This window comes from Micromonospora sp. CPCC 206061 (assembly GCF_036906915.1).
GTDB lineage: Bacteria > Actinomycetota > Actinomycetes > Mycobacteriales > Micromonosporaceae > Phytohabitans.
The window spans coordinates 1-15,573 of record NZ_JBAKHX010000120.1; the positions used below are offsets into that span (position 1 = coordinate 1).

12 protein-coding genes are annotated in these 15,573 nt (G+C 70.8%); 9 read left to right on the plus strand and 3 right to left on the minus strand.

Features of this window, described 5'->3' with window-relative positions; translation table 11 throughout:
- The first annotated feature begins 111 nt into the window (after positions 1-111).
- Positions 112-681, plus strand: a complete 570-nt coding sequence (locus tag V6V89_RS38565) for a GNAT family N-acetyltransferase (RefSeq protein ID WP_334624628.1) — start codon at positions 112-114, stop codon at positions 679-681.
- A 477-nt stretch (positions 682-1,158) separates the two neighbouring features.
- On the opposite strand, the gene V6V89_RS38570 is transcribed toward V6V89_RS38565, so the two are convergent.
- The gene (locus V6V89_RS38570; RefSeq protein WP_334624629.1) at positions 1,159-3,288 is read right to left on the minus strand and encodes a transglycosylase domain-containing protein; all 2,130 of its coding nucleotides are present in this window, start codon (positions 3,286-3,288) and stop codon (positions 1,159-1,161) included.
- 106 nt (positions 3,289-3,394) lie between these two features.
- Between V6V89_RS38570 and cobC the strand changes: the two genes are divergently transcribed.
- The 3 genes from cobC to cobA are packed head-to-tail and all read left to right on the plus strand — an operon-like array spanning position 3,395 to position 6,728.
- Positions 3,395-4,468 (plus strand): Rv2231c family pyridoxal phosphate-dependent protein CobC, encoded by a 1,074-nt coding sequence (gene cobC, locus V6V89_RS38575; RefSeq protein WP_334624630.1) that lies wholly within the window; start codon positions 3,395-3,397, stop codon positions 4,466-4,468.
- The gene (cobT, locus tag V6V89_RS38580; protein ID WP_334624631.1) at positions 4,468-5,505 is read left to right on the plus strand and encodes a nicotinate-nucleotide--dimethylbenzimidazole phosphoribosyltransferase; all 1,038 of its coding nucleotides are present in this window, start codon (positions 4,468-4,470) and stop codon (positions 5,503-5,505) included. Before cobC ends, cobT begins: the two co-directional genes overlap by 1 nt.
- Positions 5,502-6,728 (plus strand): uroporphyrinogen-III C-methyltransferase, encoded by a 1,227-nt coding sequence (cobA, locus tag V6V89_RS38585; protein ID WP_334624632.1) that lies wholly within the window; start codon positions 5,502-5,504, stop codon positions 6,726-6,728. Before cobT ends, cobA begins: the two co-directional genes overlap by 4 nt.
- On the opposite strand, the gene otsB is transcribed toward cobA, so the two are convergent.
- Positions 6,725-9,310, minus strand: coding sequence for a trehalose-phosphatase (gene otsB / locus V6V89_RS38590; RefSeq protein WP_334624633.1), 2,586 nt, complete (start codon positions 9,308-9,310; stop codon positions 6,725-6,727). The two genes, cobA and otsB, sit on opposite strands and share 4 nt — an antisense overlap.
- 146 nt (positions 9,311-9,456) lie before the next feature.
- A complete protein-coding gene (locus V6V89_RS38595) occupies positions 9,457-10,851 on the minus strand; it encodes an alpha,alpha-trehalose-phosphate synthase (UDP-forming) (RefSeq protein ID WP_334624634.1) in 1,395 nt (464 codons plus the stop codon).
- An 82-nt stretch (positions 10,852-10,933) separates the two neighbouring features.
- On the opposite strand from V6V89_RS38595, the gene V6V89_RS38600 reads away from it, so the two are divergent.
- The 5 genes from V6V89_RS38600 (at position 10,934) to V6V89_RS38620 (ending at position 15,040) form a co-directional block, all read left to right on the plus strand.
- Positions 10,934-11,482, plus strand: a complete 549-nt coding sequence (locus V6V89_RS38600; RefSeq protein ID WP_334624635.1) for a hypothetical protein — start codon at positions 10,934-10,936, stop codon at positions 11,480-11,482.
- 112 nt (positions 11,483-11,594) lie between these two features.
- Complete coding sequence (gene ettA, locus V6V89_RS38605; protein WP_334624636.1) at positions 11,595-13,271, plus strand: energy-dependent translational throttle protein EttA; 1,677 nt, start codon at positions 11,595-11,597, stop codon at positions 13,269-13,271.
- Positions 13,264-13,665, plus strand: coding sequence for an acyl-CoA thioesterase (locus V6V89_RS38610; RefSeq protein WP_334624637.1), 402 nt, complete (start codon positions 13,264-13,266; stop codon positions 13,663-13,665). Before ettA ends, V6V89_RS38610 begins: the two co-directional genes overlap by 8 nt.
- Entirely contained in the window at positions 13,662-14,315 is a 654-nt protein-coding gene (locus V6V89_RS38615; RefSeq protein ID WP_334624638.1) for a hypothetical protein, read from the plus strand. The genes V6V89_RS38610 and V6V89_RS38615 overlap by 4 nt, the downstream gene beginning before the upstream one ends.
- A 131-nt stretch (positions 14,316-14,446) precedes the next feature.
- A complete protein-coding gene (locus V6V89_RS38620; RefSeq protein ID WP_334624639.1) occupies positions 14,447-15,040 on the plus strand; it encodes a YbjN domain-containing protein in 594 nt (197 codons plus the stop codon).
- The last annotated feature ends 533 nt before the right edge of the window (positions 15,041-15,573 follow it).

Below are 15,573 nucleotides of genomic sequence, written 5' to 3' on the forward strand. Positions count from 1 at the left end.
TGGCGCTCGCTCCGCTCGCGCGGGTCATGCGCCTTTTGTGCCTCCCTGTAGCCGCCAGTCGCTACGGTCGCTGCGCTCCCTTCGCTTGGTGGCGGCTGCGGGAGGCGGCGCATGACCGGCCAGGTGGCGTTGCGTCGCTTCCCATCGCTGACCGTTTCGACACCCCGGCTGCATGTGCGCCCGGTCGACATCGGCGATGCCAAGGCGGTCACCGAGATCTTCGGTGACAAGCAGACCCAGCGTTGGTTGCCGTTTCCGGCGGAGTTCGGGCAGATCGAAGGCTCGGCCTGGTGCGGCGAGATGGCCCAGGAGCGGCGCGACAGCGGCAACGGCGACCACTACGCCGTGATCCGGCGGGAGGACGACCGGCTGGTCGGCTGCCTGTGGACCAAGCGCACCGACTGGGTCTCCCGGGTCACCGAGGTCGCCTACGCGGTGGCCGCCGACACGCGGGGCTTCGGGGTGGCCGCCGAAGCCGTCGACGCCGTGGCAATCGCGCTGCTGCTCGAACACGACTTCCAGCGCGTGGAGCTGCGGGTCGCGCCCGGCAACACGGCGTCGCGGCGGGTGGCGGAGAAGGCCGGCTTCACCTACGAGGGGCTCCTCCGCAACGCCGGCCACGTCCACACCGGCCGAGTAGACCTAGAGGTCTGGTCCCTAGTCTCCGCCGACCTCCGCTAACCCACGCGTCCCCGGCGCGCCGCCCGACCCGCGTGGTGGCTGCGCGTTCGCGCGCAGCCACGCCCCCTCTCCCGTCGATCAAGGGCAAACGCACGTGGTTCGATCTACTTTCCCCGTGCGTTCGCCCTTGATCGTTGCGGATGTCCTTGATCGACGGTCGCTGGGAGGGCGCGGGCCGCGCAGGGTGGGTTGGGCGGCGTGGGTCGGTGCGATATCGGGGGAACTACGGCCTCGACCCGCCTCGGACCCGCGTAGATCTCCGAACGTGTCATGAGGTCGCGACCGCCCGCGCTGTGCGCACGTGAAGGCGGCGCCTGAGCCACCGCCGCGTTCCGCGATCAAGGAGATTTGCATGGATCAAGGGCAAACGCACGGGGAAAAGAGATCGAACCACGTGCGTTCGTCCTTGATCGACGAGAGGGGGCGCGCCCGCCCGCCCGCCACCCGGCCCGCGCCGCGGCGGGCGGGCGCGGCGGGTTACTTCAGGATGGAGGCTGGGGGTGGGGTGAAGTGGGATACTGGCTGGCCCCTCAGGGCGTCGCGCAAGGTTTCCGAGACCGAGTTGATGGGTTTCAGGGATTGCCAGTCGCCGACCGCGTTGCGCGGGTTGTCCGGGTCGGCCATGAAGCTCGCCGCCGTCAGGTCGGGCGTGAACCCCACGAACCAAGCCGCCCGGGTGTTGTCCGTCGTACCCGTCTTGCCCGCCACCGGACGTTTGACGATCCCGTACACGCCGGGCGCCGTCGACCAGTCGCCACACTTGCCGCGCGCCGCGCCGTACCCGGTCACGCAGCGCGCCGCGTCCGCGGCCGCCCGCGCGACCGCCGTGCTGATCGCCTGCTTGCATCGCGGCTCGACGGGTTCCGCGGAGCCATCCGGACGGGTGATCGTCTGTACCGGCAGCGGTTCGCAGTATCGCCCGTCGGCGGCGACTGTCGCGTAGGCGCTCGCCATCTCGATCGGCGTGACGTCGGAGACGCCGAGCGTGAACGCGCCCCAGCCCTTTCGCTTCGCGGGTGACGCCTGGAGCCGGTCGATTTCGGTGCGCCAGCGCAGACCGAGCCGCTCGGCCATCATGACGGCCTTGTCGGCGCCCACCTTCTGTTCGAGCTGGACGAAGTACGTGTTGACCGATTTTCCGAAACCGGACCACATCGCGTGCCTTCCGGTCATCGACCCGCTCGCGTTGACCGGGCACCACCGGCCGCCGCAGCTGCCCGGCTCGCCGGGGCCGGCGAGGTACTGGGACACGTACCGCTGCGGCGCGTAGAACGATGTGGACATGGGCATCCCGGCGTCGAGCGCGGCCAGCATCGTAAACATCTTGAACGTCGATCCGGCCTGGTAACCGGGCATGTCGCTGCCCCCGAGCAGCGGGTTGACCGTGTTGGGGTAGTTGCCCTTCAGCTTCGCTCGCTTGTTCGGGTCGGAGTGCGGCCCGTTGCCCTTCTGGCTGAGCGAGTAGACCCGGTTGACGGTCATCGCCTTGATGTGGCCGGTGCCGGGTTTGACGACCACCAGCCCGTGCGCCCACCTGCTGCGGGTCGGCTCCTTCGCGAACACGTGCTTCTGCGCGGCTATCTGCACCTTGGGGTCGAGGGAGGTGACGATGCGGTAGCCGCCACGGCGGAGGCGGTCTTCGCGCTCCTGCGGGCTGCTGCCGAACTGCTTCTGCTCGGTCCACCACGACTTGAAGTAGTCGCAGAAGAAGCCCCAGTTGTTGCGAACCTTGGAAACGGAGACGCAGTCGTTGGCGGGGGTGGTGAGCCGCAACCTGATCGGTTCGGCCTTCGCGGAGGTGGCCGCCGCCGGGGTCAGGTAACGAAGGTCGGCCATGCGGTCGATGACGTAGTTGCGCCGTGCGGTGGCGGCGCGCTTGTCCTTGCCCGCCGGGTCGAACTCGGACGGTGCCTTCACGAGCCCCGCAAGCGTGGCGGCTTCGACCACGGTGAGGTCTTTGGGCGCCTTGGAGAAGAACACCTCCGCCGCCGCGAAAACCCCGTACGCCCGGTGCCCGAAGTACGCCGAGTTCAGGTAGCGCTCCATCACCTGCTGCTTGGAGACCTGCTTCTCCAGCTCGACCGCGAGACGCATCTCACGCAGCTTGCGGGCGCTCGTCTGCTCGGTGGCCTGCTGCACCTCCAGCGGCGTCTTGGCGCTGTCGCGCAACGCCATCCGCACGTACTGCATCGTGATGGTCGACGCGCCCTGCTGCACCTCGCCGCCCTGGTGATTGGCGACGAAGGCGCGCGCGATGCCCTTGGCGTCCACGCCGTTGTGCTCGTAGAAGCGCGAGTCCTCGGCCGCCACGATGGCGTGCTGGATCGTCGTGGACATCTCGCTGATCGGTATGTACTTACGGTGTTCCTCGTAGAACGCCGTGATCAGCGTCCGCCCGTCGGCCGCGTACACATAGGTGGTCTGCGCGGGCGGCGTGGCGTTGAGCACGGAAGGGATGCCCTCGACCAGTTCCGCGGTCTTCTTGACGCCAAGTCCGGCGGCCGCGGCGATCGGGTAGGCGGCACCCGCGAGGATGACTCCGGCGATGAGCCCGGCGCGCACGAGAGGCGCAAGCCTGCTGCTGGCGGTGAGAACGCGCTTCATCACCGTACAAACCCTACGACATAACAGCTTAAGAGATGATCTAAACCGGCAAACCAGGACCGTGTCCCCCTCCGCCCGCCGCTGGCGGGCCGCCCGGCATGATCGAGGCATGGGGTACGCGGACAGCCTCGACCTGGCACACCATGGTGATGCCGAGGTGGCTCCTGGCCTGGTCGACCTGGCTGTCAACGTGCGCCGCGATCCCATGCCACCGTGGCTGTCCGAGCCGATCGCCGCGTCCCTGCGAAGCCTGGCGGCGTACCCGGATCAGGGCCCAGCGCGCGCGGCGGTGGCGGCACGGCACGGACGTCCGGTCGACGAGGTGTTGCTGACCGCGGGCGCCGCGCAGGGGTTCGTGCTGCTGGCGCAGGCGTTGCGTGGCGCGCGCCGCGCGGTGGTGGTGCACCCGCAGTTCACCGAGCCGGAAGCCGCGCTTCGCAACGCCGGTCACGACGTCACGCGCGTGATCCTGCCGGAGGCGACCGGCTTCGCGCTCGACCCGGCCCTGGTGCCGGACGACGCCGACCTCGTCTTCATCGGCAACCCCACCAACCCCACGTCGGTGCTTCACCCGGCCGCGACGGTGGCCGCACTCGCGCGCCCCGGACGGGTGCTGGTGGTCGACGAGGCGTTCGCGGACACCACCGGCGAGACCGAGTCGCTGGCCGCCCGCCGCGACGTGCCCGGTCTCGTGGTGGTGCGCAGCCTCACCAAGACGTGGGGCCTCGCCGGGCTGCGGATCGGTTACCTGCTCGGCGATCGGTCGGTGCTCGGCCGGCTGTCGACGGTACAGCCGCTGTGGGCTGTGTCGACGCCGGCGCTCGCGGCGGCGATCGCGTGTGCGGACGCCGTCGCCGTGGCGGCGGAGCGTGAGATCGCCGCGGGCCTGGCGTCGGACCGGGCTCATCTCGTGACGGCGCTGCGCGACCTGCCGGGTGTCGTGGTGGCCGGCGCACCCGCCAGCTCGTTCGTCCTGGTGCGGCTCGCCGGGGGGAGCGGGGTGCGGCTGGCGCTGCGCGAGCGGGGGTACGCGGTGCGGCGCGGCGACACGTTTCCGGGGTTGGGTGCCGACTGGTTACGGATCGCGGTGCGGGACACTGCCACCACCGACGCGTTCGTGACCACACTGGCTCCGCTAGTCATGTGCCCGCCACCCCACCCTAAAGAAAAGTTGGAGGCGTAATGCTCGACGGGATCGCACCGCTCGACGAGGAGGCGATGGAGGCCGCCCGCGCGCTCCAGGCGCGGCTGACCAAGCCGGCCGGCTCGTTGGGGCAGCTCGAGGAGCTGTCGGTGCGCCTGGCCGGGCTGGCCGGGGTGTGCCCGCCGCCGCTGCCGGAGCCGGCGGCGGTCGCGGTGTTCGCCGGTGACCATGGCGTGCACGCCCAGGGTGTGACGCCGTGGCCGCAGGAGGTCACCGCGCAGATGGTCGCGAACTTCCTGGCCGGCGGTGCGGTGGTCAACGCGTTCGCGCGGCAGGTGGGCGCGTCGGTCACCGTGGTCGACGTAGGGGTTGCAGCCCCGCTCGAAGCCGCCGACCGGCTCGTCAACGCCCGCGTGCGTGCAGGCACCCGTGACATGACCGTCGAGCCGGCGCTGACCCGCGACGAGGTGACCGCCGCGCTGGAGGCGGGCGCCCGCATCGCATTCCGTCTCGTCGACGAGGGTGCCCGGGTCCTGCTCACCGGCGATATGGGCATCGCCAACACCACGCCCTCCGCGGCCCTGATCGCGGCGTTCACGGGCGCGCCCGCCTCCGCGACGACCGGTCGCGGCACCGGGGTGGACGACGACACGTACGTCCGCAAGGTGGCCGTCGTCGAGTCGGCGCTGCGGCTGCACGCGCCCGACCCGGGTGACCCTGTCGGCGTGCTCGCGGCCGTCGGCGGCCTGGAGCACGCGGCCCTGGCCGGCTACATCCTCGGCGCCGCCTCGCGGCGCGTACCGGTGATCCTGGACGGGGTGATCGCGGTGTCGGCGGCCCTGGCCGCGGCGGCGCTGTCGCCGGACGCGGTGGGCGCGATGGTCGCCGGCCATCGCTCGTCGGAGCCGGGCGCGACGGTGGCACTGCGGCACCTCGGCCTCGCGCCGCTCATCGACCTGGGGCTGCGGCTAGGGGAGGGCAGCGGTGCCGTCCTGGCACTGCCGATCGTGGGGGCGGCGGTGCGCGTGCTGCACGAGGTGGCGACGTTCGACTCGGCGGGAGTATCAGAGAAATGAACCTGTATCCGCTGGCGCTTCGGCTGGAAGGGCGCCGGGTACTCGTCGTCGGTGGCGGAGCCGTCGCCAGCCGGCGGGTGCCCGCACTGCTGGAGGCCGGCGCCCGGGTGGTGCTGGTCAGCCCCAGCGTGACCCCGGCGCTCCAGTCGCTGGTCGACGCCGGCCGGGTGCACTGGGAACCGCGCCGCTTCGAGGCGTCCGATGTAGACGGCGTCTGGCTCGTGCAGGTGGCGGTCGACGACCGGTTCGCGGCGGCGGCCGTCAGCGCGGCGGCGCTGGAACGGCGGGTCTTCTGTGTACGCGCCGACGACCGGCACGAGGCGACGGCGTGGACGCCGGCGGTGACCCGCCACGGCCCGGTGACGATCGCGGTGACCGCCGGCGGTGACCCACCGCGGGCCGTGGTGATCCGTGACGCGATCCGGGAAGGCCTGCTCGACGGCACGCTGCCGGGCTGCGTACAGCCGACGGACCGGCCCGCCTCGCCCGTCTCCGAGGTCGTGGGCGGTGGGCGTGTCGTGCTGGTCGGTGCCGGGCCCGGCGACCCTGAGCTGATCACCGTCAAGGGCCGGCGGGTACTGGCCGAGGCCGACGTGGTGGTCGCCGACCGGCTCGTGCCCGGGCTGCTCCTCGACGAGCTGCGTCCCGAGGTCGAGCTGGTCGACGCCTCGAAGATCCCGTACGGGCCGGCGCGGGCACAGGAAGAGATCAACCGCATCATCGTGGAGCGTGCGGGCGCGGGCCTGCTCGTGGTGCGGCTCAAGGGCGGCGACCCGTACGTCTTCGGGCGCGGCGGCGAGGAGGCCATCGCGTGCGCCGAGGCGGGCGTACCGGTGACCGTCATCCCGGGCGTGAGCAGTTCGATCGCGGCCCCGGCGGTGGCCGGCATCCCGGTGACCCACCGCGGGGTGGCGCACGAGTTCACGGTGGTGTCCGGGCACGTGGCGCCCGACGACCCGACCTCGCTGGTCGACTGGCCGGCGCTGGCGCGGATGCGGGGCACGCTGGTGGTGCTGATGGGGCTGAAGAACCTGCCCGCGATCGTCGGGACGCTGCTGGCGCACGGCCGCAGCCCCGATACCCCGACGGCGGTGGTGCAGGAGGGCACGACGGCGTCGCAGCGCGCGGTGCGCACCACGCTGGGTTCGGTCACGCAGGCCGCGGCGTCGTTCCGCCCACCGGCGATCGTGGTGGTCGGCGAGGTCGTGGGCGTACTGCCCTAGCCGGCTGCCTCGTCCAGCAGCAGGGCGCAGCGGATCAGCCCCAGGTGGCTGTATGCCTGGGGGTGGTTGCCCAGGCCGCGCTCGGCCAGCGGGTCGTACTGCTCCGGCAGCAGGCCCGTCGGGCCGGCCGTGTCGAGCATCTGCGCGAAGAGCTCCTCGGCGTCGCCGCGCCGCCCGGTGCGCAGGTACGCCTCGATCAGCCACGCCGTGCACACGTGGAAGCCGCCCTCGCGCCCTGGCAGCCCGTCGTCCCACCGGTACCGGTAGACGACCGGGCCGCTGCGCAGCTCGGCCTCTATCTTGAGCACGGTGGCGAGGAAGCGCGGGTCGTCGTCGGGCAGCAGGCCGGACAGGCCGATCCAGAGGCTGGACGCGTCCATGTCTTCGTCGCCGTACGCCACCGTGTAGGCGCCGGCCTCGTCGTTCCAGCCGTGCTCCAGCACGTTGTGCCCGATCCGGTCGCGCAGCTCGACCCACTCCGGCCGGTCGCCGTCGCCGTGCCGGCGCACCACCTGAAGTGCCCGGTCGACCGTCATCCAGCACATGACCTTCGAGTACACGTGGTGGCGCGGCGGCAGGCGCGCCTCCCACAGGCCGTGGTCGGGCTCGTGCCAGCGGCGCTCGACGGCTTGCACCATCGCCTCCAGCACCCGCCACTCGTCGGGCCGCACCGAGCCGCGCGCGTCGGCCACGGCGGCGAGCAGATCGGCGACCGGCCCGAAGACGTCGAGCTGGAGCTGGTGGTTGGCCAGGTTGCCGACCCGCACCGGCCGGGAGCCGGCCCAGCCGGGCAGCGTGTCGATGACCGCCTCGGCACCCAGCTCATACCCCTCGACCGTGTACAGCGGATGCAGCCTTTCGGGGTGCCCGCCGGTGCGTTCCACGCAGCCGTCGACCCACCTCAGGAAGCGCTCCGCCTCGTCGAGCGAGCCGAGGTCGACCAGCGCGCGTGCGGTCATCGCCGCGTCGCGGAACCAGCAGTACCGGTAGTCCCAGTTGCGTACGCCGCCGATCTCTTCGGGCAGCGACGTGGTGGCGGCCGCGAGGATGCCGCCGGTGGGCTCGTGGCACAGGCCGCGCAGCGTGAGCGCGGACCGCAGCACCAGGTCGCGGGCGGTGGCGGGCAGCCGCAGCGAGGCGGCCCAGTCGCGCCAGGCGTTCTCCGCCGAGGCCTGGCGCTCCGTTAGCGGTATCCGGTTGTGCTCGATGCTGTCGGACCCGAACCGCAGCTCCAGCGCCATCTGCCCGCCCATCGCGGAGAGATCGACCACCGCCCGGGCGCTGTCGTGCCCGCCGTCGCTGACGATGTCCCACTCGACGCCGGGGGAGTAGAGCGTGACCGGCTCGGGGGAGCCGAGCACCAGCAGGCCGTCGCCGAGCGGTTGGAGCCGGACGGCCACCTGCCCGTACTCGGGCCGCGGCGCGAACTCCAGCCGCGCCCCCACGTGCCCGGTGAGCACGCGGACCAGCGTGGAGTCGTCGGCGTCGTCCAGCCAGTCGGTGACGGTGAGCCCCGACCAGCGGGTCTCGACGGTCATCGTGCTGGTGCGGTACCGCTGGCCGAGCGGGATGCCGCCCCGGTCCGGCGCGACCGTGAAGTGCCCGGCCGGGGCGCCGCCGAGCAGGTCGGCGAAGAGGGCAGACGAGTCCGGGCGGGGGTGGCACAGCCACGACACTTTGGCCTCGGGGGTGAGCAGCGCGACAGTGCGCCCGTTGGCGAGCATGGTGTGTCGCTCGATCGGCACCGCTCGTTCGCCGAAGAGCCAGTTGCGCCGGGTCTGGAGCAGCAGGGCCAGCACCCGGGCAGCCTCGATGGGTTCGCCCACACGGTAGTTCGCGGTCGTCTCGCCCGGCCCGATCTTGATGCCGACGTCGGGGCCGTGCAGCCGGGCGAACGCCCGCTCGTCGGTGACGTCGTCGCCGATGACCAGCGCCGCACTCGCCGACATCTGCGCGCGCAGCTGGTCGACCGCCGCGCCCTTGTTGGTCGGCAGTACCGATAGCTCCATGACCTGCTTGCCGTTGGTGACGGTCACGTCGGGCCAGGTGGCCGGGCCGGTTCGAAGCGCTTCGATGACCCGCGCGGCCACCTGCGGATCGGCCGCGCGCACGTGCACCGCGACGCTCGCCGGTTTCGCCTCCAGGCGTACCCCCGCGGCACCGGCGACGACCTCGCGGACCGCCTGCTGCAGCCGGGTGCGGGTCTCGACCAGCTCCGGCGCCAGCCGCTCCACGAACCCGATGTCGAACTCGGACCCGTGACTGCCCACGAGGTGCACCTCGGACGGCAGGCGGGACAGCGCTGCCAGGTCGCGCAGCGCCCGCCCCGACACCACCGCCACCGTGGTCTGCGGGAGCGAGGCCAGGGCGCGGACCGCGGCCACCGCCTCGGGCAGCGGCGTCGCCTTCGTCGGGTCGGTGACTATCGGCGCGAGCGTGCCGTCGTAGTCGCAGGCGACCAGCAGCTGCGGCACCCGGGCGATGCGGCCGATGGCCGAGCGCAGCTCTGGTTCGATCTCGGCCACCTCTCGCTGATCGAGCTCGACGGAATCGGTCCTGCGTCGCCGCCCAATCTGAGTCATGCGCCGCCGCCAGCTAACTCAGTCATGTGCCGCCTCCAGCAGGCGCCACAAAGCGGAGGGAGCGCAGCGACCGGAGTGACTGGCGCCTGCTGGAGGCATAAGGGGCGCATGACTCGCGGGAGCGTAGCGAGCGCCAGCTAGCTCAGTCATGTGGCCTCCGGCACGCCCAACTCGTTCAGGAACGAACGGGCCCACTGGCCGACGTCGTGCGCGCGCAGGTGCCGCTGCATGATTCGCATGCGGCGGCGCGCCTCGACGTCGTCGACGTGCACCGCGCGCAGCAGGGCGTCCTTGACCCCGTCAGGGTCATGAGGGTTACACAAGAACGCCTGGCGCAGCTCGGTCGCCGCACCGGCGAACTCGCTCAGCACCAGCGCACCGCCCGTGTCGGCACGGGAAGCCACGTACTCCTTGGCCACGAGGTTCATTCCGTCTCGCAGTGGCGTCACCATCATCACGTCGGCCGCGCAGTACAGAGCGGCCAGCTCACTGCGACTGTACGACTGGTGGAGGTAGTGCACGGCCGGTACGCCAACACGGCCGAACTCGCCGTTGATCCGGCCCACCTCGCGCTCGACCTTGACCCGCAGCGCCTGGTAGTGCTCGACGCGCTCCCGGCTCGGCGTCGCCACCTGCACCATGACCGCCTCGGGCACGGACAGCTTGCCGTCGGCGAGCAGCTCTCGGAACGCCTTGAGCCGGCGCTCGATGCCCTTGGTGTAGTCGAGCCGGTCGACGCCCAGCACGACCGTCTTCGGGTCGCCCAGTTCGGCGCGGATCTGCTTGGCGCGGGCCTGCACCAGCGGGTCGGCGGCCATCCGCTGCATCTCGGCCACGTCGATCGAGATCGGGAAGGCGCCCGCCTTGACCCGCCGCCCGTCGACGATGATCGTCTGCCCCTCGTATCGCAGACCGAGCAGGTGCCGGGCCAGCCGGACGAAGTTTTGCGCCGCCAGTCGCTGCTGGAAACCCACAAGGTCGGCGCCGAGCAGGCCGCGCAGCACCTCGGCGCGCAGCGGCATCTGCATGAACAGCTCGATCGGCGGGAACGGAATGTGCAGGAAGAACCCGATGCGCAGGTCGGGGCGCAGCTCTCGAAGCATCGCCGGCACCAGCTGAAGCTGGTAGTCCTGTACCCACACCGTGGCGCCCTCGGCGGCCACCTCGGCGGCGGCCTCGGCGAACCGCGCGTTGACCGCCCGGTACGCCTCACGCCAGCGTCTCTTGAAGACCGGCGTCTCCACCGCGTCGTGGTACAGCGGCCAGATCGTGGCGTTGGACTGGCCCTCGTAGTACCGCTCCAACTCGTCGGCGCTCAACGGCACAGGGTGTAGCCGGATGCCCTCCAGGTCGAACGGCTCAGGCGCCTCACCGACCCCACCTGACCAGCCGACCCAGGTGCCCTGGTACTGCGCGAGCACCGGGTGCAGCGCGGTGACCAGACCGCCCGGGCTGGGTCGCCACTGCCGCCCGTCGGACGTCGTGACCTCGTCGACGGGCAGGCGGTTGGCGACCACGACGAACGAACTACGCACCGTCACGCTCCGTACACCTCCGGTGTCCAGGGTTCCCCTGAGCCTACTTGCCCCGCAGGTCATTGCCCCACCGTGGGACGCTGGAACCGTGCCCGCCCCCGAACCGACCCCGCGGCCGCGCGTCGTCGGCCCCCTTCTCGTCGCGCTCATGTTTCTCGCGGTCATCGGCGCGTCGGTCGGGTTCGTACTGGGCACCCGAGATGGCGGCGACTCCCCGGACACCAGCAACTCCGCGGACATCAGCAACGACACCGGGGCAGGCCGGCACACCGATGAGCCCTTTACGCCGTCGCCTTTGCCTTCGCCGTCTTCCACCGCTTGCCCGGTCCATACGCAGCAGCAGGCCGGCAAGGAGCTCACGCAGGTGCTCTACGTCCGCACGGACCGGTCGGAGGTCTGGATCTGCGTGGACGCCGATGAAGCCCTGTACTACCAGGGCCACAGCGGCCAGCCGGGCGAGGAGCTAATCGACGGCACGAACGCGATCTTTCTCACGGATGTCGAGCCGACCCAGTTCGGCTACCGCGCCCGCAACACCTCCGGCGCCTCCGTGACCGAGTACCTCGTCTCGTCGAGGGAACTCATCATCCAAACCCCCAACGGCACCCGATCCACCGAGCCCGCCGCCGACTCATAGCTCGCGGGCATGATCGGAGCGCTCGCTAGGGTGATTCGCGGTCCGCGCCGCGTACCTGTCAGGATTGACGGCGGCGCAGGATTGAAAACATCTATTGGAGGTAGGCCGCACCGTGGCCCAGTACATTTACGTTCTGGAGAAGGCGCGCAAGGCGCACGGCGACAAGGTCGTGCTCGACAACGTGACGCTGAGCTTCCTGCCAGGCGCCAAGATCGGTGTGGTCGGGCCGAACGGCGCGGGTAAGTCCAGCCTGCTAAAGATCATGGCTGGTCTCGATCGGCCGAGCAACGGCGAGGCGCGGCTGATGCCCGGGTACTCGGTGGGCATGCTCGCGCAGGAGCCGCCGCTCAACGACGCGAAGACCGTCCTCGGCAACATCGAAGAGGCGGTCGCCGAGACCAAGGCCAAGCTGGAGCGGTTCAACAAGATCGCCGAACAGATGGCCACCGACTACTCCGACGAGCTGATGGCCCAGATGGGCAAGCTCCAGGAGGAGCTCGACCACAGCGACGCGTGGGATATCGACTCCAAGCTGGAGCTGGCGATGGACGCCCTGCGGTGCCCGGCGCCGGACGCCGACGTCACGCAGCTCTCCGGTGGTGAGCGCCGCCGAGTCGCGCTGTGCAAGCTGCTCCTGGAAGCGCCCGACCTGCTGCTGCTCGACGAGCCCACCAACCACCTCGACGCCGAGAGCGTGCAGTGGCTGGAGCAGCACCTCGCCAAGTACGCCGGCACCGTGCTCGCCATCACCCACGACCGGTACTTCCTCGACAACGTCGCGGGTTGGATCCTGGAGCTCGACCGCGGTCGCGCCATCGGCTACGAGGGCAACTACTCCACGTACCTGGAGAAGAAGGCCGCCCGGCTGGCCGTCGAGGGACGCAAGGACGCCAAGCTCAAGAGGCGCCTCTCTGAGGAGCTGGAGTGGGTGCGCTCGAACGCCAAGGCCCGGCAGACCAAGTCGCGCGCCCGGCTCGACCGGTACGAGGAGATGGCCGCCGAGGCGGACCGCACCCGCAAGCTCGACTTCGAGGAGATCCAGATCCCGCCGGGCCCGCGCCTGGGCAGCACGGTGATCGAGGCGCAGAAGCTGGTCAAGGGCTTCGGCGACCGGGTGCTGATCGACAACCTGTCGTTCTCGCTGCCCCGCAACGGCATCGTCGGCATCATCGGCCCGAACGGCGTCGGCAAGACCACCCTCTTCAAGACCATCGTCGGCCTGGAGCAGCCCGACGCGGGCGGCGTCAAGGTCGGCGAGACGGTCTCGCTCTCGTACGTCGACCAGAACCGTGAGGGTCTCGCCGGCGACAAGACGGTGTGGGAGGTCGTCTCGGACGGGCTCGACCACCTGATGGTCGGCAAGGTCGAGATGCCGTCCCGGGCGTACGTGGCCGCATTCGGCTTCAAGGGCCCCGACCAGCAGAAGCCGACCAAGGTGCTGTCGGGCGGCGAGCGCAACCGGCTCAACCTCGCAATGACGCTGAAGATCGGCGGCAACGTGATCCTGCTCGACGAGCCGACCAACGACCTCGACGTCGAGACGCTGTCGAGCCTGGAGAACGCGCTGCTGGAGTTCCCCGGCTGCGCCGTGGTCATCTCGCACGACCGGATGTTCCTCGACCGGGTCGCCACGCACATCCTCGCCTGGGAGGGCGATGAGGAGAACCCGGCGAAGTGGTTCTGGTTCGAAGGCAACTTCGAGGCGTACGAGAAGAACAAGATCGACCGGCTCGGCGCGGAGGCAGCCCGGCCACACCGGGTGACCTACCGCAAGCTCACCCGTGACTGACCGGTTCGTCTTCCATTGCGCGTTGCGGTGGTCCGACATGGACGTCTACGGCCACGTCAACAACGCGCGGTTCCTCACGCTCTTCGAAGAGGCCCGGGTGGCGATGATGTTCGTCGCCGCCCGGGACGCCGGCGTCAGCACCCTCGAAGAGGGCGTGGTCATCGTCCGGCACGAGATCGACTACCTGCGCCCGGTCGACTACGGCGACGCGGTCCGGATCGAGATGTGGATCGAGGAGATCCGGGCGGCGCGGTTCACCGTGGCGTACGAGCTTTTCGACGGCGACGAGGTCGCCAGCCGGGCACGGTCCATCTGCGCCCCCTATGACCTGCGAGAGCAGCGTCCGCGCCGGCTCACCGACGCGGAGCGGTCCTTCTTGACTGGGTACCGATGAAGCCCGACCGCCAAGACCTTGGTGCCTTCCTGGCCCGGCTGAGCCGGCTGGACCCGGCCGCCCTGGCGCGGCTGCGCCGCGTCGCCCCCGATCGCACCGCCGTGTGGGGGCGCCTGCCCTGGGCGGTACTCGTCAGCCGTACCGTCGCAGGAGCTGGACCGGACGACGCGACGGTGTCGGCGGCGGACCTGTTGGGAGCAGTCGAACGCCCCGGAGACCTTGTGCTGCCGGCCCGGCGCGACGCGGAGTGGCGCTGGCCGCTGCCGCCAGCGGTGGGCCGCGTGGTCGAGCAGCTGCCAGCCGCGGAGCTGCGGCGGATCGCGGCGGCGGCCGCGGGAACCCTGCGCGCGGCGGCGGCTGAAGGGGTCGGCGGACGCCCGGTGGCCGAACGCGCTGTTCGCGACGCTCTCCTCGATCACGTGGCCATCGTCGTCACCACTGATGGGGCGCATGTCGAGGTGCCGCAACGGCTGGTGCAGGGCGTCGCCCGGATGGGCTTTCTCGGCCGATCGGACACAACTCCTGTCGGTACCGTCAACGTACAACTTGCTGGCCGGTGGATCGGGCTTGCTGCACCTTACGGCATTGCCTGGCTACTTCCTGTAAGTCAATTCGCGGTACGGCCAGCTGCCACTCGTACAAACGGCTGATGTCCCGTAGTCTCTCTGGACTGGTGGGGCCGTTGGGGGGATGCCTGAAGCCGGCTGTCCGGGTACCGTCGTGCGTCGGGTCCAACGCAACGTAGGCGGCTGGATCCGCTGGGGAGTGAGGTGCGCGAGCGATGCCGTGGTGGTCATGGCGCCCCGGTCACACCGGTGGCGGTGAACCGGAGACTCGAAGCGGAGTTCGTGGTGTTCAACGCAGCACAGTCCGGCGTGTGGGCGTGCCGGCGCAGCGTGAACCAGAGCATGTGACCCTGCCAGCCGATGTGTCCACTATGGACGACATGGCGGTCACGGTCGGCTCGGTCACGTTGAGCCGCATAGGCGAGGCCCTCGACCTGCTTGACGTGCGCTATCTGGCCGACGGCGACGGCAGCCTTCTGGCGATGTGGGAGCGGCACGCCGTGCTCTTCACGCTCGAAGGGCCCGATGACGAGATCCTCGTCATGCGCGCCCGGCCGCACTCCACCGTCCCGCCCGACTGGGCCGACCGCGCCTACCGCGTCGTCAACGAGTGGAACCACACCCGTCGATTCTGCAAGGCGTACGTCGGCGACCCCACCGAGCGGGGCCAACTGCCGATATACGCCGAGATGCAGGTGCCGCTCAGCGCTGGCGCGCACGACGCGCTGGTGGTCGAGCTGCTCGACTGCGGGGCGGCCGTGGCCACCTCGTTCGTCGACTGGCTCCACGACGAGGGCGCCCTCCTCTAACCACACCCGAGCCCACCTCGGCCGCCCCGACCGCCCCCGCCTGGGCGGCCCCGCCTGGGTCGCCCGGCCTGCTTGGTCGCCCGGCCCCCGCTCGGTCGCCCGGCCCCGCTTGGTCGCCCGGCGCGGGTCGCGTCGGCGTGTCGGCACGCCGTGCCCGTCGATCAAGGGCAAACGCACGTGGTTCGATCTCTTTTCCACGTGCATTCGCCCTTGATCGATGCGAATCTCCTTGATCGACGGCTCGTGCGCGCTGCAGTCGCGCGCACGGCCTGAGCGGTCGGCGAGCGGGGCGGACCTTGCCGCATCTTGGTTTGGGCAACGTCGCCATAGCGACGCCACGGCTCCAAGATCTCCGCGTTGAGGCGCGGCGAACCTCGCCGCCCGCGCGGTCAGCCGGCGGCCTGGCCTGCGGCGGCCTGGCCTAGTGCGCGACGACCAGCGCGGCCGCTCCAGGCCTCGCCGATCAAGGAGAAGTCCGTCGATCAAGGGCGAATGCACGTGGAAATGAGATCGAACCACGTGCGTTTGCCCTT

Coding starts and splice junctions, on each gene's coding strand:
- V6V89_RS38565 (WP_334624628.1), top strand. CDS start 112: ATGACCGGCCAGGTGGCGTTGCGTCGCTTCCCATCGCTGACCGTTTCG.
- cobC (WP_334624630.1), top strand. CDS start 3,395: ATGGGGTACGCGGACAGCCTCGACCTGGCACACCATGGTGATGCCGAG.
- cobT (WP_334624631.1), top strand. CDS start 4,468: ATGCTCGACGGGATCGCACCGCTCGACGAGGAGGCGATGGAGGCCGCC.
- cobA (WP_334624632.1), top strand. CDS start 5,502: ATGAACCTGTATCCGCTGGCGCTTCGGCTGGAAGGGCGCCGGGTACTC.
- otsB (WP_334624633.1), bottom strand. CDS start 9,310: ATGACTCAGATTGGGCGGCGACGCAGGACCGATTCCGTCGAGCTCGAT.
- V6V89_RS38615 (WP_334624638.1), top strand. CDS start 13,662: ATGAAGCCCGACCGCCAAGACCTTGGTGCCTTCCTGGCCCGGCTGAGC.
- V6V89_RS38620 (WP_334624639.1), top strand. CDS start 14,447: ATGCCGTGGTGGTCATGGCGCCCCGGTCACACCGGTGGCGGTGAACCG.